The sequence below is a fragment of the Nonomuraea basaltis genome (assembly GCF_005893125.1).
In the GTDB taxonomy this organism is placed as follows: domain Bacteria; phylum Actinomycetota; class Actinomycetes; order Streptosporangiales; family Streptosporangiaceae; genus Nonomuraea; species Nonomuraea basaltis.
Genome location: NZ_VCJS01000236.1, coordinates 1 through 18,794, shown reverse-complemented (window position 1 = coordinate 18,794; position 18,794 = coordinate 1). Strand labels below are relative to the sequence as shown.

13 protein-coding genes and 1 pseudogene are annotated in these 18,794 nt (G+C 68.7%); 7 read left to right on the top strand and 7 right to left on the bottom strand.

Features of this window, described 5'->3' with window-relative positions; translation table 11 throughout:
* From EJK15_RS71845 to EJK15_RS56815, 3 genes are all read left to right on the top strand, one after another.
* Nucleotides 1–680: hypothetical protein (locus EJK15_RS71845; RefSeq protein ID WP_171075151.1), on the top strand; the 680-nt coding region annotated here is incomplete at its 5' end.
* The gene (locus EJK15_RS56820) at nt 677–1,996 is read left to right on the top strand and encodes an adenine nucleotide alpha hydrolase family protein (RefSeq protein WP_171075150.1); all 1,320 of its coding nucleotides are present in this window, start codon (nt 677–679) and stop codon (nt 1,994–1,996) included. The genes EJK15_RS71845 and EJK15_RS56820, both read left to right, overlap by 4 nt.
* Nucleotides 1,993–2,406, top strand: a complete 414-nt coding sequence (locus EJK15_RS56815) for an ASCH domain-containing protein (RefSeq protein ID WP_138718764.1) — start codon at nt 1,993–1,995, stop codon at nt 2,404–2,406. Before EJK15_RS56820 ends, EJK15_RS56815 begins: the two co-directional genes overlap by 4 nt.
* Before the next feature lie 12 nt (nt 2,407–2,418).
* Here the strand turns inward: EJK15_RS56815 and EJK15_RS56810 are convergent, their stop codons facing one another.
* Together EJK15_RS56810 and EJK15_RS56805 are read right to left on the bottom strand one after the other, a co-directional pair.
* Nucleotides 2,419–3,171, bottom strand: coding sequence for a hypothetical protein (locus EJK15_RS56810; protein ID WP_138718763.1), 753 nt, complete (start codon nt 3,169–3,171; stop codon nt 2,419–2,421).
* Between the two features lie 512 nt (nt 3,172–3,683).
* Nucleotides 3,684–5,084: a hypothetical protein gene (locus EJK15_RS56805; RefSeq protein WP_138718762.1), complete on the bottom strand. Its 1,401-nt coding sequence runs from the start codon at nt 5,082–5,084 to the stop codon at nt 3,684–3,686.
* Between the two features lie 558 nt (nt 5,085–5,642).
* Here EJK15_RS56805 and EJK15_RS56800 point away from each other — a divergent pair.
* Nucleotides 5,643–8,408 (top strand): NACHT domain-containing protein, encoded by a 2,766-nt coding sequence (locus EJK15_RS56800; RefSeq protein ID WP_171075149.1) that lies wholly within the window; start codon nt 5,643–5,645, stop codon nt 8,406–8,408.
* A gap of 226 nt (nt 8,409–8,634) precedes the next feature.
* A complete protein-coding gene (locus EJK15_RS56790; RefSeq protein ID WP_171075148.1) occupies nt 8,635–10,731 on the top strand; it encodes a tetratricopeptide repeat protein in 2,097 nt (698 codons plus the stop codon).
* A 359-nt stretch (nt 10,732–11,090) separates the two neighbouring features.
* Here the strand turns inward: EJK15_RS56790 and EJK15_RS56785 are convergent, their stop codons facing one another.
* The 3 genes from EJK15_RS56785 to EJK15_RS56775 all read right to left on the bottom strand — a co-directional run bounded on the left by EJK15_RS56785 (nt 11,091) and on the right by EJK15_RS56775 (nt 13,232).
* Nucleotides 11,091–12,311, bottom strand: a complete 1,221-nt coding sequence (locus EJK15_RS56785) for a tyrosine-type recombinase/integrase (protein ID WP_240777855.1) — start codon at nt 12,309–12,311, stop codon at nt 11,091–11,093.
* 168 nt (nt 12,312–12,479) lie between these two features.
* Nucleotides 12,480–12,833, bottom strand: coding sequence for a hypothetical protein (locus EJK15_RS56780; RefSeq protein WP_138718759.1), 354 nt, complete (start codon nt 12,831–12,833; stop codon nt 12,480–12,482).
* 147 nt (nt 12,834–12,980) lie between these two features.
* On the bottom strand, nt 12,981–13,232 hold the full coding sequence (locus tag EJK15_RS56775) for a hypothetical protein (protein ID WP_138718758.1): 252 nt from the start codon (nt 13,230–13,232) through the stop codon (nt 12,981–12,983).
* Between the two features lie 639 nt (nt 13,233–13,871).
* Between EJK15_RS56775 and EJK15_RS56770 the strand changes: the two genes are divergently transcribed.
* A complete protein-coding gene (locus tag EJK15_RS56770) occupies nt 13,872–15,137 on the top strand; it encodes a coiled-coil domain-containing protein (protein WP_138718757.1) in 1,266 nt (421 codons plus the stop codon).
* 387 nt (nt 15,138–15,524) lie between these two features.
* Here EJK15_RS56770 and EJK15_RS56765 read toward each other — a convergent pair whose 3' ends face one another.
* Both EJK15_RS56765 and EJK15_RS56760 read right to left on the bottom strand, forming a co-directional pair.
* A complete protein-coding gene (locus tag EJK15_RS56765) occupies nt 15,525–16,472 on the bottom strand; it encodes a tyrosine-type recombinase/integrase (RefSeq protein ID WP_240777854.1) in 948 nt (315 codons plus the stop codon).
* 370 nt (nt 16,473–16,842) lie between these two features.
* Nucleotides 16,843–17,574, bottom strand: coding sequence for a TetR/AcrR family transcriptional regulator (locus EJK15_RS56760; RefSeq protein ID WP_138718756.1), 732 nt, complete (start codon nt 17,572–17,574; stop codon nt 16,843–16,845).
* Between the two features lie 170 nt (nt 17,575–17,744).
* Between EJK15_RS56760 and EJK15_RS56755 the strand changes: the two are divergent.
* Nucleotides 17,745–18,794 (top strand): annotated as a pseudogene (locus tag EJK15_RS56755) (serine hydrolase domain-containing protein); the annotation flags it as partial.

Sequence of the window (18,794 nt, the reverse complement as noted above, 5' to 3'; positions counted from 1 at the left end):
TCACGCTGCGGGGCGACGCGCTGACTTCGGCCGATCCAGGCGCAGTCGCAGCGTTCGACGCGATCGCGAAGGTCTATGCCAAGCTGTCCCGCGACTATCTGTCGTCGCTGCTCAGCGACCCCGGTGTCGCCAAGGCATATGGGGCGCTCTTCCACCTGGGCGTGGCGCTCCTGCAGGACGGAAGCTGGAACGCGGTCCAGCGCGAATTCGGTGTCGACGGCGGCCCAGGCTGCCTCGCTCGCCTCGCCGCGGCGCTCGCGAGCGACGGCGGCAGCGATGCCGTCAATCCCCGCCTACAGGCGCCGTTGCAGGCGGCGATCCTCGATTTCCTGAAGCGGGCGGTCGGCGACGATCCCGCCATCCGCAACCGCGGGAACGCCGCGGAGATCATCGCCGCCGCCAGCAGGGCCGTCTTCAGTCGGACCGCCAACCTGTTCCTCGGCTCGTATCTTTCCGAGACCCTCCGGCTGGAGGCAAAGAATCTGAACCGGGCTGCCCGCGTCCATCTGAACGACTTCGCGATGGCACAGGCCGACACACTAGTGCACGCGTTCGCCGGCAAGTTCCGTCACCAGCCATGGAAGGACATCCCCCAGGTGAGTTATCCGCACATGATCCGGGTGCTGGGCGGCGAGCCGGACTGGACCGTGAAACAGCTCCGCGCGAAGGTCACGCCATGAGCCGGCTGACCTGCACCGTCCATGGCGTGCGCAACCAGCTGCCGCTGCGCACGGCCGAATTCGACTTCGGCGCGACACCGATCTGGGGTCTTCACGGTCCGCTCGGTTCGCGCGATCTGTCCGCCAGGGGCCGCGATCTCGTCGACCTCGCGGGCGCCATCTACCGGGTGGAGTCGCAGATCAGACGGCGTGCGACCGATCCCGCTGTGAAGTGGGAACTGGTCGCCCCCGTCCGCGATCTCGCCTTTTGGACCAAGGACGGCGGGCCGCTGCTCGCATCCTGCCTCGGGTTCCTCAACCGAGCGCGGTGGACGTTCGACTTTTCCACGCGGCCGGACGCCGTCGATTTCGTCCGCCCCGAGGTGGACGAGCGGCCCGTCGACCAGATCACGCTCTTCTCCGGGGGCATGGACAGCCTCTGCGGCGCCGGATCGGACAAGCGGCCGCACACCTCGATCCAACTCGTCTCCTTCTACCACGGTCAGGCCAGCCTTCAGAGCAAGCTGGCGTCGGCGCTCGGGTACCACCCGCCGACCCAGTGGCGACTGACCGGCCAGCGCGGCCGGGAGGGGATGAACCTCATTCGCTCCTTCATGTTCCTCAGCCTCGGCGCCGCCGTCGCGGAGAGCTACGGCGCGCGGCATATCGTCCAGTATGAGAATGGCGTGCTGGCGACCGCGGTGCCGCAGTCGGGCAACTTCATCCCGACGCGCCACGCCCATCCGGAGACCCATCGCCGCATGGCCAGGCTGCTCGATGCGGTCTTCGAAGGTAGCTTCACGATCGACAATCCGTTTCTGCCCAAAACCAAATGCGAGGTGGGCGAGGCACTGGCCGCCACGCTCGGCGCGGGACCGGCCGAACACCTGCTCCGCGAAACCCAGACCTGCTGGTACCTGTTCCAGCCAAAGGTCGGCGGCCTCAAGAAGGAGAATGGTCAGCCGTGCGGCGTCTGCACCCCGTGCATCGTGCGCCGCACGGCTCGCCCTGCCGAAGCCGCCGCCGGCGCCTGGCCCGACTGGCCGGGGTACGCCTTCGATCTACGGGAGCCGCGATACCGCGATCATCCAGTGGTCGGCACGACGTTCCGCGCCTATCTTGAGCTGGTCGACATCGCGCTCACCGCGCGGAGCGATGCAGCGCTGATCGACGATCTCGCCCCCGAGGCGCGGGCGCTGATCGACGAGGTCGAAGGCCCAAGCGAGACCCTGGTGGCGGGCTTGTTGCGGCGTTTCGCGGGCGAGTTCTGCGATACGTTCGGCATCACGCCATCCCAGCCCGTCGTCGACGAGCCGACGGTGGATCGAGGCAGATGAGCCATATCGAGCGGGCGCTGAGCATCCGGCAACCCTGGGCCGAGCTCATCCTCCAGGGCCGCAAGACGATCGAGCTGCGCACATGGGACACGGATTATCGCGGCCTCTTCTGGCTACACACGGGTAAGGCGGCCGACCTTGGTCTGGATCGCAGCTTCGGCGTGTCGGACCCACCCCGCGGCGCTTTCGTCGGGCGAATCACCTTGGTGGACATCTCGCCCGTCGATGCCCAGCGGTGGGAACAGTGGCGCGGTCAGCATCTCGACTCCGGCCACTACCAGCCGGGCTGGTTCGCCTGGCACCTGTCATCGGCCGAGCGACTTCGCCAGCCCGTTCCCGCACCCGGAAAACTCAAGCTGTTCGAAGTCGACGAGGCACTGGCGCGGCGCCTGCACGCCGCGCTTGCCTGACGGCGCCCGCCCTCAGCTGACGACCAGTACATACGCGTCGTCGACGTCGTGGACGTCGAGCTCGTCGTCCGTCCCAAGGTTCAGCGCCTGCCGGTACGCGATCCTGGAGTCGCCGACGATGCGGCGCTGGAGGTAAGCCAGCTTGAACAGCGGCGTAAGCGGGCCCTCGCCGATGATCTTGATGCCGACGCCACGCGAAGAAACGAGCGACACTCCGGCGTCGAGCTTGGCGACGAGCTGCGTGTTGACTGGAGCGTCGGCGGCGACCTCGAATTCCATTCCGGCGCCGGCCTGGTTGGAGAGCAGGATGGTCGCACTTTCCGCCGCGCTCACCTGCACGACGACGGCGTGATCCATGAGCCAATTGCCTTTGAGGCGCCGCTCGTTGAGGATGCGCCCGAGCGTCGCCATGCTGGCGATCTCGGTGATCTTGATCGACGGCGCGGCGAACACGATGCCTTCCTCCGACGTGAACGTGATCTCAAGCAACGCCTTGCCATGGCTGACATTCGCCCTGGCCTCGGCCGACAGATGGCTGTAGAGCGACCGCGACGACTTGATCATGATGTCATAGTCGGCCGATGACGGGCCTTCACGCCTTCCCAGCGCCTCGATCTCCTCACGGTCGAGGCGTCCGAAAAATTCGAATAGGGCACCGTTGACGGGCCCATAGTCACCGATCTCGCGCAATGCGTTGGGCGGCCAATTGGCGAAGCACGACGTCTCACGCCGAATACTAAAACCGTACTGCTGATTGGAAGGCATGCGGCTCGTCCCCCTACTGCATGAGCGGGTCACCCCTCGATCTGAACCTACTCCATACCTGAGTCTTCCAGCTTGAAGATCGGCGGCGAGGCGCGCGCCACCGGATGGTGTCCCGCCCGGAAACTCGTCGCCCAAGGCGGCGGCGATATGCGCGTTTAGCGGTCATCTCACAGGAACTCCGCTAATGGTTTCAGCGGGCCATTTTGCAACATATGACCCGTATCCCGTCCTGAACGTGGCGGGCAAGCGTCTGGACAAGCCGGTCAGCGTTTTACTCGTATCCTGGTCGGCCAGGGCTTCCAGACTGGGCGACGATCTGCCGTTTGATCGCGGGTGTTCAGATCAAGTACGTCCGCGACCTCGGCTTGTTCCGCGGCCGGGGATCTCCAGGAGCAGTGCTTCAAAAGCGCGTGAAACTTCGCGTCAGCCGCTTCCCCGACCGCTGGCTCGACGGCACACCAGACGACCTGGCGCAGCGCCTTAACTCGCCGTCACTCGGCAGCCAGGCGAGGTTACATCCGCAGCCGACTCATCACCCAGGCGGCCAGGCCCCAGGCGGGATTTCGGTGCGGCAGCGGGCCGCTGGACACGCGCAGCTCGAACGGTGGGTCGGGGAAAACGTCGGCTTCTGCAGGGTCAGGGTCGGGGGCGACCCAGGTGGCCTCCTCAACGTGCTCACAGATCAGTTCCGCCCACTCGGCTGGGTCACCCACGGCGAGGGTGAGTCTCCAGGCGCTCCAAGGATCGCGTCGCTCGAGCTCGGCGTAGACCGGTGTTCCTCCAGGCCCGGTGAGCTCAACGTAGTCCTGGCTGTCGGGCCAGCAGTCGGGGAAGCCCAACAGCGGGATGGTACTCAGCGCCTCACATACCTCCTGCAACGCCTGCGATGAGTCGTCGAACCAGAAGGGCCGCATGACCGCCGCCTCCCGGCGACTGTCGGCGCCAATCACCACGCCCCCATCTTGGATTTCGAAGGCCAGATCCGCGCAGACCAGGACGTCGTGTTCTTGCCAGGTGCGGGTTTCCTCGTTCTCCCGGTAGAGGAACTCAGCGGTGCCGAGCAAGCACACCCGCGCCAGTGCGGTGTGTATAACGGGACGACCAGGTGTCGGGTCGGCGGCCGCGGGGTCGGGGGTCTGCACTGCGACATTAATGAGGCCGACCAGCTGCTCCAGGTGGGTCAGTTCGGCGGAGATGACCTGTTTATGCCACCCGCTTCCGAGGGTTTGTTCCGCCAGGTCGGCGAGGTGACGGGGGTCGGCGGTCACCGTGAATCCGCAGGGGCCCGACGGGTCCTGGTTGAGTCGATCTTCCAGGTAGCCGACGATCAGGCGGGTCACGGTGGCGTCGGAATCATCCAGGGTGAAGGTGAACAGGGTTTCCAGCAGCTGGCCCCAGCCTCGCAGCAGCGGCGCCGGTATCTGCCACTGTTGACAGGCTCGTCTGACGTCGGCGTCCGCGCTGACCAGCAAGACCCTGCTGAGGTCCCCGCCAGCATGGTCGCTCAGGTCGCGAAGCCACGCCGAGTCCGCCGCTCCCGTCTTCACGCCGTCCTTGCGTCGTCCGGGGGGACGCTGCAGGATCTGATCCTGCAAAGCCTGCCTTGCGTTGTCGGCCGACAGCGGCAGCACGGTCACGTTGTCGATCGTCTTCAACGACTGAAGAAACGCGTGCTGGACGGCCGGCTGGTCGCCGTAGGGGGAGGACGGCGGCGTCACCTCCAGGCCCGCCTCGGCAAGGCGCCGATACGCCGGGCCCGCCGGGCCGAGCAGCGCGTGCCGGCCGCTGCTGCCAGGCCCGGGCGCGCTCGCGCAGCCGGGCGAGGCCGTCGGCGTCGGCTGGAGGTGCGGGTCGTCGGCGGTGTCACGCTGCGTGTCCTTCCCTCGGGGGATGTCGGCGGAGGGCTCGGGCACCCGAGTCAGGTGGGGCTGGCGCGCAGGGTGAGCACCGCGGCGGCCAGCGGCCGCGCCCGGGCGCCAGCGTGCGCCCCCAGATAACGGTCCAAACACTTCGTGGACTCTTGTTCGAATCTGACGCCGTCACCTTCGCCGGGCGCGACCCCGCCTTTGCGCTCCAGGTGGCGAACTTGCTCTGCCTGGAGCACCGTGGCCCAACACGCCGCCCCACCCCCTGCCGAGCGACGTCCGGACCACTGCCTGCACCATCCTGGCCGCGGCTACCCGCGCCCCGGCATCACCGCACCCCCGGGGGCAGCCGGGCCTGACGCTCACCGCCGGTCGCATGCCTCAACCGCGGCTGCGACGTCACGTTCCGACCCCGATCACCCCCCGCGCATCAGGGCCGCCCGCACCTTCGGCGCCGTGATCTCGGTCAGGTATCCCGGCACTGCCGCCCCGGCTATGGCGGTGCTGGAGACTCACCGCGCCGGGACTGGTGCAGCGGGGGCCGGGAGTGAACGATGTCGGCGTCAAGGCCCGTGCGAACGCTGGCAGCCCCTGAGGAGGCCGATCGTGGAAATCCTGAATGCCGCCGTGGCCGTGGTGGGTGTGTTGATCGCGTTTCAGTCGGTGGGCGTGAGTCTGATGGCCCTTCCGGAGGACCGGCGGCAGGCGTTTCTGCGCACCTTCGGCCGGAGCTCCATCATTTTGGGGCTGCTCACCTTGGCGGTGGGAGCCTGCTGGTGGTTCGGGCAGGGGTGGGCGATGGAGTGGGAGGGACAAGCCTTCGCGGCGAAAGGCGTGGGCTTGACCGGGTTGCTCTGGCTCGTCACCGGCCTGGTCTTGGCGTTGAAGGCGACTCCCGGCAATCTCCGCAAGCTTCACACCATGGCGAAGTCGAGGCTGTCGCACTTGCCGGTGGACAAGGGTTCGGTGCTGCTCAGCTACGAGAGGCTCCGCGACGAAGGGGGGCGCCGGGGCAGGCGGCAGCCGGGTGAGACGGCTCGGGTTCACCTCATCCGTGGAGCCGCGGGATCGGGCAAGTCCGCCATGCTGCGGCAAATCGAGGGGGAGGCCTTGGGGAAGGTGCGGCGGCGGGGCGAACTCGCCCTCATGCCATTCTACATGGATTTGCGCCATCTTCCTCTGGACAAGGGCATCACCACCGGGCTACTCACCGAGATGATCTACGAGCAGTTTCCCACGGAGAACGACACCGTGCGGGGCTACGCACGAGAGCTGCTGCATGCGGCGCATGATCCCGGGTCATGGCTGCTTTTGGTCGATTCCTTCGACGAGCTCTACGACCTTCCTCGATCACGCGCAGACATCTCGGTGGCCGAGAGCTGTCTGCGGATCATCAAAGACCTTGTCCAGACCGCGAGTTCGGTCTCGCTTGTCATTGTGGCGACGCGTGACGGCGATGAGGTCGTGCAGGCGGACCTGGGGAGGTGTACCCAGTTCCAGATGCTCCCGTTGTTCGAGGTCCAGCAGGTGCACATCATGGAGCTGGCCGGCATTCGCCGTCCCGAGGGCTTGTTGCGGGAGCTGAGAAAGGACCCGAGGCTCAGGTCGATGACGGACAACCCCATGCTTCTTCGCCTCCTGTGCGAGGAACTGCCGGCGGTGGGTGAGAGGATCCCCGACGGCCACGCTCTGGTCGAGCGGGTGATATTGGCGAAACTGGGTGCCCAGCCGGACCTCGCAGGGCTGCGCCGCTATGCCGAGGACCTGGCCGTCATCCTGCTGGCGGGTGAGCAACCTGGCCGAGATAGCGTGCAGCTCGCGGCTCTGGTGGGCGCGGGTGTCGTCCGCCGTCGTCTTTCCGGAAGAGTGGAGTTCGCCCACCCCGTGCTGCGCGATCATTGGGCGGGCTGCTGGCTGGTGAGGGCTGGTGCGCTATGGGAGCCCGAACGGCTCGTCCGGGACCCGGCATGGCATGGCGCACTGGTGGTCTGCCTACGGCAAAGCACGCAGGAGATGCGGGAGCGCGTCATCGGCGCCATCGCGGCGGCCATGAGGCAGACTTCCGATGAGGCGACGGTCCGGCTCACGCAGGCGCGACGGCTGCTCACGATGGTCGCCGACGGGGCTCCCGACCGGCTGGCGGATTGGAAACGGCGCGCGGGCGGGATCGTCGTCCATGAGCTGCTCACCGGCTCGCCCGAGGCCCGGATCGCCGCGCTGGGACTACTGGCCTTCGTCCCGGCGCCGGTCGCCGGGCGGGTGGTCCACCAGATGCTGCGGACTCAGACGAGTCCGCGCAGCGAGGAGGCGGCGGCCCGGGCGGTCGTGTCGGCCGAGCACGTGATCGAGCTGCCGGAGGTGTTCCGGCAGCTCGGGATGAAAGATCGTCTGCTGGTTCTCATGGCAGCGTGGTCGCCGAGGCTGCTGTGGCGGTTCAAGGGGACCACGCCGCGCTCGAGGGACGGGCTCGTCGGCGCGGCCGGGCGCATGCTGATCGTCCTTCGCATTGCGCTGTCCGGCCTGCTGATCGTCGTGACCGAGTTCTTGAGAGAGATACTGATCTATGATCAATCTGGCAGCCGGTGGCTGATGTTGCCGCTCATCGGGTGCGTGATGTTTCTCCCGGTGCTGGTGGTGACGATCTCCGTGTGGAGGCGCCCCAGCGAAGCCACGATCAGCGGGACCGGTGTCATACTGATCGCGATGGTCGCGGTGTTCTCGTATGGGCCGGTGGCCTTCTTCGGGGCGTTGTTCGCGGTTGCCATGATCTTCAGCTTCGTTCCGGTGCGGATGCTCGGGGGCGTGGCGCTCGCGCTCGTGGCTACGTGGCCGTGCGCGATGACGTACTTCGTGCTTCGCGGTCGTGAGGTGCGCGCCTGGCACTGGGGCCTTCCCCACGTGCCGGCATTCGCCGATCTCTTCCGCCCCCTCCTGCGCCGAGACCTCTTGGCCGATGCCGCTGCGAGGCTACGCGAAGCCGTCCGGAGGTCGTCACCGGCGCGGGTGCGCGCGAGGCTGGAAGCGGGCCAGATGACCAGCGGAGCCCTGGTGACCTGGCTGCGGCGAGCGCGTGGCCCGCAGGAGCTTGCGGACCTGATTTGCGTGCTGCACGGGCTCTACCCCGAAGCTCTTCGCCCGGTGGAGAGCGTGCTTCGCGACCTTGAGGCGGCTCTGGAGCAGGTTCGTGTCATGGTGGCGCCGAAGTGGCGCAAGCGCGTCCCGCCGCTCGTGTGGGCCGAGGTCGAGTTCGCGACCCCGCGCTTCAGGCGGTGGCTGATGGCCTGGGATGAGGCGCACCCGGCCGGGCTGGGAGCCCTGCTCCGGCAGAACAACCCGCCTGACCTGGTCCCTCGACCACTGCCGCCGACCTGAGGATCGCCGCGACAGCGGCAAGTAAGCAACTGCCGCTGTTCACTGCGAACCCAAAGGATTTCGCGGGACTCGACGATCTCGTCGAGGTGGTGCCGGTCACCCGCCTGGAGGGTGCCAGGGGTTAGCGAACGCCGAGGCGTTGGGCGGAGAGGGAGCCATGCGCATAAAGGGGACCCACGGTAACGGAGCAGGTTGCAGGGTGTTCCCCGAGCGGGAAGATGGACGCATGAGGGCTCGGCAGTGGGGGCTTACGCTCGCGGGCGTCGCCGTGACTGTTGGTGGCGGGGTGGCCACGAACCAGGTCGACGGCCCGGGATGGGTTCAGGCGGCGTGGTACGCGGGCGCGATGGTGTGCCTGGCGGTCGGCCCGTGGCTCACCCTCAGGGCATCCGCACGTTCCGAGGTCGTACAGCAGCCGAGGCGGGATCCGGGCGGCCAGGTGATAGCGGGGGACATCCCGCGCGCGCCGGTGGCCCTGCAGCGAAGGTCCGAGCTGATGGCCTTGCTGGAAGCGGCGGGTGACTCTGATCAGCCGGTGGCGGTTGGTGTGCTGGTCGGAGCACCTGGAGTGGGCAAGACCCAGATCGCGGCGGCATACGCGCGAGTACGGGTGCAGCACGGTTGGCCGCTGGTGGCCTGGGTGCACGCTGAGAGCCGCGATCTGTTCCTCGCAGAGATGCAGGCGGTCGCCGTCGCGGTCGGGATCACGGTCCAGGGAGAGGATTCCGAGCAGGCCGCGCGGCGGCTGAAGGAGTGGCTGGGCGGGCGGCGGGAGCGGTGCCTGCTGGTGCTGGACAACCTCACAGACGCTCGGCTAGCCGCCGAGTGGCTCCCCTCGGTGGGGGCCGCGCAGATTGTGATCACCAGCAATCTGCGCCAGGCGGGCGCGATGGGCACGGTCGTGCCTGTGAGTGGGTTCACGCGAGAAGAGGCCGTGACCTTCCTACGTGAGCGGTCTGGCCGTGACGATGAGGAGGGGGCGCTGGAGCTGGCCGACGAGCTCGACGGGCTGCCGCTGGCGCTGGCGCAGGCGGCCGGAGTGATCCGCAGCCAGCATCTCGACTACGCCACCTACCTGCAGCGGCTTCGGTCGGTGCCGTTGGAGAAAATGCTGCCGCCGATCCCGGCGGAGGGGTACTCACATGGAGCGGCCCAGGCAGCTCTGTTGTCACTGACACGGCTCGGCCGAAAACGGAAGACCAAAACCGAGCGCGGGCTGCTGGACCTGCTGGCGGTGCTGTCCCCAGCGGGGGTGCGCCGTTCGTGGCTACGCGGAGCCAACGCATACATGGCGCTTGTCTGGTTCAAGGGGGACGCGCCGCTGGAGATCGACACGGCACTCGGTGTACTTGCCGATGCCTCGATCGTCACGATGAGCATGGATGGTTCGAGCGTGGGCATGCACCGGCTGCTGCAGCGGGTGGTGTGCGACGCGGCGAGGAAGGAGCGCCGGTTCGATCAGATAGTAATCTCCGCCGCGTTACTGGTCCGTGAGTGCGCGCCGCCTGGGGACGGGGCGGTGGTCGAGCCGGCCGAGAGGGAGGCGTTCGTCGATCAGGTCGCCGCATTACGCGGGAATGCCTTCAGCGCCGATTCGGGAGCCTCGCAGGGCACTCTCCTGTTGATCCTTTCCCTGCAGGAGAGAGCGGCACGTCTCCTGGACATGACCGGCGACCTGAAGCGAGCCCTGCCGGTGTACGAGCAGATCGCCGCTGATTCGGAGCAAGTCCTGGGCTCGGACGACTACCGCACCCTCGTCAGCCGGAGCGAGTTCGCCGACGCTCTTGCACAGGCGTGGGAACGGGAGCGGGCCATACCCCTGTTCGAGCAGGCAGCCGCCGACTTCGAACGAGTCCTTGGACCTGAAGCACCGGACAGCGTGGCCGCGTTGAGCGCGCTGGCACGGGCCTACCATCAGTTTGATGATCTCGAACGGGCCATCCCCCTGTTCGAGCGGGCCGCCACAGCGTACGAACGGGTCCTGGGGCCTGACGACCGGAACACGCTGGTGAGCCTGAACGAGCTCGCTCGCGCCTGCGCGGATGCCGGTGACACCGAGCGGGCGATCCTCCTGCACGAGGAGGCTCATGCAGGGTTGGTGCGGGTACAGGGGCCTGACCATCGAGACACCCTGGTCACCCAGATGGAGCTGGGCCGTGCCTCTTATGAGGCAGGGAACTGCGGGCGGGCCATCCCTCTCCTGGAGCAGACCGTCGCCGCCATGGTCCGGGCGCTGGGTGCCGACGATGAAGCCACGCTGAACGCCCGGGACGAGCTGGCCCGCGCTCATCAAGGAGCTGGAGACGTGGAGGCGGAGTGCTGATCCGCGAGGGACTCTCCTCGTAGCTTAGAGCCCCAAACCCCGCCCCCGCAGCCGGGGACTGGGATGACGGGGGCGAGGCCGACCGGCCGCTCGGCCAGCTGCGGCCGCAGTCCTGGCATGCGGTGGCCGCGCCGCTGACCGCGAGCGTCGCTCCATAATCGGGGCACACGCCCCAGGTAATGCCGCACAACGCGCCACGCGCGTGCGTGTCCCGGGTCGAGCACGCTGGGCAGCAGCGTTCAAAGGTCAGCCGCCGCTGCTCTGCGCAGACCTCAAGCGGGTGGCCGCAGACCTGGCAGGGCTTATCGTCGCCGGCACCGGACACTCCGGCCTCCTTCGTCTCGTGGCAACCGTGGGCATCAGTGATCGTGAGCAGCACCGGGTCCATCAGGTCCGCGCCGTTCGGCCAGGACACCTTCGGTCCGTTGAAAGCGCACGCTCCCCGCCCCGTCCGGGACGTGCAACGCCGGGCGCGGCTGGTCATCCGGGCGGCGATGCAGAGGACGGACAGCAGGGACACGCAGCCGCTCGATATCGTCGCGCAGCTCGGCGGCGGGTCGCAGGTCGTAGGCCATGGTCGTCTCCGGTCGTGCGTGTCCGGCCAGTTTGGCGGCCTTGATCGCGTCCACGACCGGCAGCACGTTGCTGATGAAGGTGCGGCGCATGTCGTGCGGCCGCACTCGGCGGGTACCCGCCTGCTGGCTTCTCTTGGTCAGGATGTCGGCGATGCCCTGGGGCTGCATGTGGCGGGGCCTGCCGTTCTTCATCCGTGGAACGCCATTGCGTTCCAGGCGCGGGAACAGCGCTCCGGCGCCGTCGCCGCGGAGGGCCAGCCAGCGTTCCAGCAGCCCGGTGGCGAACGACGAGAGGGGCAGATGCCGTTCCTTATTGCCCTTGCCGACGACGCGCAGCATGCCCGCGGTCAAGGCCTCGTAGTCGTCCATCGCCAGGTTGGCTGCTTCGGCGCGGCGCAGACCGCAGCTGTCGAGCACGGCGATGAGCGCGGCGTCGCGCGCGCCGGCGGGGGTCTCGTCGGCCAGGCAGGCGGCCAGGAGCGCGCCGATCACCTCGTCGGGGATGTAGCGGCCGGCGGGACTGCGCTCGCCCTTGACGTCCTTGACGCTACGGGCGCGCTGGTAGTCCTCTGCGGTGATGCCGCCGAGCAGCCAGGCTTCCTCCAGGACGCGGCGCAGGGCGCTGAGGTGCTTGTTGACGTAGGCGTCCGACCAGCCCTGCCGGAGAATCTGGGCCCGCAGGTGCACGGTGTGCTCGTAGCGCAGCAGCCACCACGGCTGGCCGCGCCCAGTGACGCTCGCGTCGTCGAGCAGGCGGCCGAGGATGAGCCGGGTGATCCGGTCCAGGCAGCCGCCCATGGCGCGCCGCGACTCGTCGCTGTCCAGGCTGGCCAGATAGGTGTCGTACGGGTCGCGCATCGCCGCGGCAGTAGCGATGCGGTCCTCATCACCCGGGACGGCTGCTGCCGGCAGTGACAGCGCCGCCAGGGCCAAAAGCCCTGCCTCCAGGTCCGGTACCGCCGGCGCGCCCTCGAGCTCAGTCAGTTCATCGGCGGGCGCCGTCACCGGAGCCTCCCCAAGGAGGCCGAAGGCGGCACTCCGGGGTCGTCCGGATGCTGCTTCGGTGAATCCGGCACCCGCGCCCAGTGAGCAGGGCCGGGGTTCTCGGTGTACGGCACGGGATCTCCCATCGCGGCAGAGTAGGGGAAGGGCGACATGGAGCGCCGACTGCGGTCAACGCGGAGCGTCCGAGGCGTCGGCGACCGAGTCGCGCAGCTCGAAGAAGCGACGCAGCACAGCGAGAATCTCGCCCCTCATGTCACCCAGGCGCGGCGGAGTGCTCACGCTGATGCGAGAGGTTCCGTCGATTCTGTGGCCGACATCGATAACGCGCACGCCGAGCGCTTCGATGGCCTGAATCGCGTCGTAAGCCGTCCGGTTGCGCTCACGTGAGAGGTCCTCATGCCAGCCGTTGTCCAGGATCGTGACGAAGCCGTCGGGTGCGATGGGCGCGGCGAGGATGCGTCCGGGAATGACGTAGGCATCGCCAGGGAAATCCTGCTCGACGCGAATGGTCTCACTTGGCATGATGGCCGCCTCAACTTGGATACGAGTTGTCGCCTATGTACTGTGCTGTCCGCCGCCATGCAGCTCTCCTGGGTCCGGCCGGGGTGCCGTCTCGCAAGAGCCTGTACGGTGCGGCGTACGGGCTGTCGTACCTGCTCCCGTCCATCGTCAAGCTTCGCGCGTGCGGTTGGCCAGGTCGTAAACCGTTGCGCCCAGCAGTCGCACATAGCTCTCCTTGTCCTGCATCGGTGCGGCAGCGGTCAGGGCATCGGCAAGGACGGAAGCCAGTGTCTCGCTGAGCTCGGGGGGGTGCTTGGCCGCGAGAGCGTCTGCGAAGGTCCTCCCGGCGACCAGGCTGGTGTTGGGCATCTGCCCGAACTTCTGGATGGCCGCACGGACGTCCGGGCTCAGCCCGCTCATAGGACTGCACGGCGGCGGGAGTGGTCGCACGACCGTTCATGACGTCGGGCCCTTCTCGATGGTGGGCCGTCCCGGCGTTGCCGGGACGGAGGTACTTGACTCTTCCAGGGGTGTCCGCCATGGGGGGCACTTCGTCGTACGGAACGTGCTTGTCGGCGGGGAAACAGCGGCGTACCGTGATGGGCAGGTGGCGTTCGGTGCGCCGGCTTCCGCGCGGAACGACGCGGACCAGGTCCTGATCGCCCAGTGCGCGGGATCGGCGGCCTTGCCCGCCGTCCGGGGTGTCGTGGTCCCCCGGAATGTTCCTCGGCCGCCGCCACCGTCGAGCGGAACGACCGCGTGTCGTCCGTTTCGGGTCCCGCCGCGCGAGGGGCCCACCCCCCTGCGGAGGGGGTGATCGCTCCGCAGCCTCACATCCCGGGTCATGCCGTGATCGTAGCGTTTTTACCTGTGGGAGTCCGCATTCCCGTGGGTAAGAAGCCTGCTCATTTTGAAACGTGATGATTGCGAACGTTTATTTAGCGTACGCGATCATCACGTTTTGATACAGTCATTGGCGTGACAACCGGACATGAAGATCCTTTCGTTGGCCCCGGCGATCTTCCTGAAGATCAGCCGGCCCCTCCTGCAGTCGACGGCGTGAGCAAACCGGACGGGCGGGACGAATCGGGCGGTGACGCGGCGGCCGAGGAGCCGACGCGCTGCGCCGGGCCGTCCTGCGGCAACACGCTGCCGGCGGCCGTGCGCAGCGCGGGCCAGCAGCGCGCGTACTGCTCCGACGCCTGCCGGGCCCGCGCCTACCGGGAGCGCCGGGCCCGCCAGGAGGGCGCGATGAGCGAGAGCGTCCGCCGCACCGCCGCGCTGGACGAACGGATCGCCCCACAGCTCGAGCAGCACGCCGCGGCGACCGCCCGCCTGGCCGAGGTGCTGGCCGAGCGCACCCGGCAGCAGCAGCGCCTCGCCGACCTCTCCGCCGAGCGCATCCGTGATGCGGAGCACGACGCCGACGAGGCCGCCGCCGCCAGCCGCGAGGACCAGGAGCGGGCCCGCCGCGCGCTCGCCCAGTCCGCCGCCGCCCGGCAGGCCGCCGCCGAGGCGCGCAAGGCCCGCGAGCAAGCCGAGGAACAGGCCCGCCAGGCCGAACGGGACAAGAAGCAGGCCGAAAAGGACGCCGGCGACGCCCGCGCCTCCGAGCTGGTGGCGCTGACCGAGGTCGGCGGGCTCAAGGAGGAACGGGCTCTCCTGCGCGGCCAGCTGGAGCAGGCCCACCAGGCACGACAGCGCGCCCAGGACGCTCAGCAGGCCGCCGAGGCTGCCCGTAAGGAAGCGGAGCAGCAGGCCGAACAGGCCCGCCAGACCACCACCGAGCACCAGGCAACGCTGGCCGAGCGCGACCGCGAACTCGACGAGCTGCGCACCGCCCTGGCCAGCGCCACCCGCACCGCCGAACGGCTGCAGCAGGACCTGGACCGCGAGCGGGCCCGGACCGAGGCGGCCGAGCGGCGCGCCGAGCAGGAACGCCAAGCCGCCACCGATGCCCGGGCCGAGACCACCGCGGCACGGGAACAGGCCGACCGGCTACGGGAGCAACTCCGCGACGAAGGCGGCCGGGCCGCCGCCGCGGCGCTCGAGGCGGCCGTCACCGCCGCCCGACTGGAGGCCGCCCAGGCCGCCGCCGCCCTGGTGCTGCCCGAGCCGATCGACCTGAGCAGCGACCTCGGCGACGGCGTGACCGGCGTGGTGCTGTCGGACGCCGGCATCGAGTCCGTCACCCGGGAGGCGGACGGCGCCCTCGTGCTGTGCCACCAGAACACCCAGATCCGGCTCGGCGATCCCGAGCACGCCCCCGCCCACGGCCGGGCCCTGGCCGCCGCGCTGCTGGTCCTCTCCTCCGAACGCCGCTGATCGCCCTGGCCGAACCGCCACTCCCCCGCTCTCCCGCCACTGCGCCATCCTCGTGAACGAAAGGACATCCCCCAGGTGAGCACCGACAAGCGACCCGACACACCCGATGGCGGCAGCCCACTGGAAAAGCCCACTGCAGCCGGACTGGGCCCTCCGCTCGCCGGGTAGCCCCCCTCAAGCCGAGTTGGCTGCGGTCGTAGTGGTCGCGCAACTGTTCCAGGCCGGGGGTCTTGAGCCGTGGTCGGCCTCGTCGATGATCAGTAGTTCGGTGTACGCGCTGCTGCCATGCGGCACGGCGCGGCCGCGCGGGTCGATGGCCTCCTGGGGAGGCAGACCAAGTACGCCTGAAAGGGGCAGTGGCCGCTTCTCTCCACGGAGAAGAGCTGGTCAGTGAGTACGGCGGGGCGGGGCGAGGTGGGTGGTGATGGCCGCGATGGCCGCGGCACCGGGTTTGACGTAGCGCATGGCGGTGCGTGGGTTCTTGTGCCGGGTCTTGCCCATGATGAGCTGGAGCGGAACCTCGGCGTCGCCGAGATAGGTGGCGGCGCTGTGCCGGAGTTGGTGGAGGTCGAGTCCGGCGTACTTGTCGAGCAGCACGCAGGCGCGGTCGTAGCCGAGCCGGGCTCGGCCCGTGTGCGGGCAGATGTCTTTAGCGTCGGGACGGCGGGCAGGGACGGGGCGACGCTCGGACAGGAACAGCGGGCCGCGGGTGCGGGCGGTGCCGTCCGGCAGGCGCAGCAACCGGGGCAGCAGGTGGGCGGTCCCGCTGTCCCAGTACACCCACTCGATCGCGCCGCCCTTGGAGGTGACGGGGGCACGCCGGTTGTCCAGGTCGAGGTCTTCGACGTTGAGCGCGAGAATCTCCGATGCTCTGGCGGCCGTTTCGTAGAGCATCCGCCACAGGGTCTTCTCCCGCAGCGGGATGTCGCGGCGTGACAGTAGCCGGTGCAGGGTCGTTTTGGCCACGGCTCGAGTCTCGTCCGGGATTTCCTTGCGGCGTTCGGCTTCGGCCGGCACCGACGGCGTCGCCCAGCGTTTGATGGTGCGGCACCAGGTGAGCCAGGAGTTGATCGCGGCGCGGTTGCGGTTCCAGGTGGCTGGCGCGCAGGCGCCCCACAGCTCGGTGAGCGCGTGGCCGATCTCGGCGTCGGTGAGGTCGGCGAGCGGCCGCTCGTGGCCGAGCAGGGCGATGGTGCGGTCGATCGCGCCGGTGTAGGCGCGGTGGGTGTTGGCGTTGGTGAAGCGGGGTGTGGACAGGAATGCGTCGGCGGCCGCCGCCACGGTGACCTTCGGGCCGCGCAACGCAGTGACGTTCCGCCCGGCGCGGGCGGTCACAGGCTTCCTCCGGTGGTGATGTACCGGATAACGTGCACGAGTCGCGCACCACCGCGCGGGACGGATCCCCTGCTCGGCCCGCCCCCATGATCGGCCATGTACGTGATAATACTGTTATCACATACATGAATATGACTGCGCGCAGATCCTGTGACTAGCGGCTCTGCCTCTCGCTCGGGAGCCCGAGATGTGCGATCCATCCGCATCGTTGTGGGCGCTTGTTGATCGGGGCCGCCGCCGGTGTTGATAGATGCCACCAGCTGGACCGTGAGACGCCGGTGCTCCGGCAGCTGAAGAAGGAGCCCCGGGCGCCGAACTCGCCGGCTGAAATGCGGGCACGTCCTCGCCCGGTTTCCGCATGGCGGCGGTCTCAGTCGGCGAGGCGGGCGACCAGACCGTGGAGGACGCAGTCGAGCCCGGTGTCGAAGTCGTCGTCGCGGGTGCCGCCCGGGTTCTGGCGGCGCTGGGCGGCGTATAGTTTCCGCAGCCGCGGGTAGGCCTGGACGGCTTGTTCGGCGGCCGGCCACAGGCGGCCGGCCCACTCCTGCTCGTTTTGGCCGCTGCGGGCGAGCGTGGTCAGCCACGCGGCCTCGCTGGTCGAGATCCCGATGACGTAGGCCACGACGGTGTTCATGGCCTGGTCTGCCGCTTCGAGTGAGAAGCCCGCTTCTTCGAACACGGCGAGTATGGCTTCGGTTAGCCGCAGCATGTTCGGTCCTAGGTAGGCCAGGCCCGCCTCGCCGAGTACGGAGACGATCCAGGGGTGGCGCAGGAGCGTTGAGCGCATGCTGTGGGCGCAGCCGGTGATGGCCGCTCGCCAGCCTGCCGCGTCGCCGGTGCCCGGTGCCTGGACCTCGCCGTAGACCTCGTCCACGACGAGTTCGATCAGCTCGTCCTTGTTGGCCACATGGGTGTACATCGAGGTGGCCCCGGCGTTCAGGAGGGCACCGAGTTTGCGCATGCTCAGGGCGTCGATGCCCTCGGTGTCCAGCAGCTGAAGCGCCGCGGCCACGATCTGCTCCCGGCTCAGCGCCGGCTGCTCCCGCCGTTGCCGCTGCGCACGGGTCCACACCGATGGGAACGGCTGCTTGTCGGCTGGCATGCGCTCTCCTCGTGTCTCACGGCCACTCTCCGCACCGTGTACGGCTTTGCCAACATCGTTCGCGGACCGTACGGTGTGCGGGGCGCCGAACACTGTGCGGCGCGATTATTCGGAGGTAATCTCTTCATGTCTTCACCACGTTCGATGTTGAGCGCTGGCAGGCCAGGCTCGATGAGCTGCGCGCCGCCCATCACGTGCCGGGAGCTTCCCTGGCCGTGCTGAGCGGTGGAAGCATTCACGAACTGGTCAGCGGCGTGCTCCACCGGGGCACAGGGGTGGAGGTGACGACCGACTCGGTGTTCCTGGCCGGCTCGCTGGCCAAGGCCTACACCGCCACGCTGGTGATGCGGCTGGTCGACTCCGGCGCCCTGGACCTGGACGCGCCGGTCGTCAGCGTGCTGGCGGAGTTCGCCACCCCCGACCCGCAAGCCACCAAGACGATCACGATCCGGCAACTGCTGTCGCACACCGGCGGGGTAACCAACGACTTCAACTATGACGGTGGGCGTGGTGACGACTGCCTGGCCAAGTACGTCCAGGCGGCCAGAGAGGTGGCACTGGACTGCCCGCCCGGAACGGCGATCTCCTACGGCAGCCTCGGCTACGTCGTGCTGGGCCGCGTCATCGAGGTGCTGACCGGCAAGACCTGGGATCAGGCGCTCAAAGACCTGCTCTTCACCCCGCTCGGGCTGGAGCACTCCATAACGCTGCCGGAGGAGGCGCTGCGCTTCCGGGTGGCGATGGGCCACCAGGGCGAACCCGGCCAGGACCCCGATCCGGCGCCGGTCTAGGACCTGATGCCGCGCTCGGCCGGGCCATACGGCAGGGTCATCGTCTCGGCCGGCGATGTCGCCCGGTTCGCCAAGATGCACCTGGACGGCGGCCTCGCCGCCGACGGCATCCGCGTCCTGTCCGCCGACGCTGTTGCCGCGATGCAGCGCCGCGAGGTCGACAGCCCAGACAAGTGGTCGATGTCGGCCGACGGCTGGGGCCTGGGGTGGACCCTGCACGACTGGGATGGCATTCCCGGCTACGGCCACGACGGCAGCGCCGTCACCCAGCACTCCTACCTGCGCGTCGTCCCGCACGCGGGCGTGGCCGTCGTCTTGCTGGCCAACGGCGGCGACTTCAGCCGACTGTATGCCGACCTGGTCGCCGAACTACTGGCCGAGCTGGCCGGGGTGCGCCTGCCGCCCCCCTTCGCCCCTGTCCCCTCAACA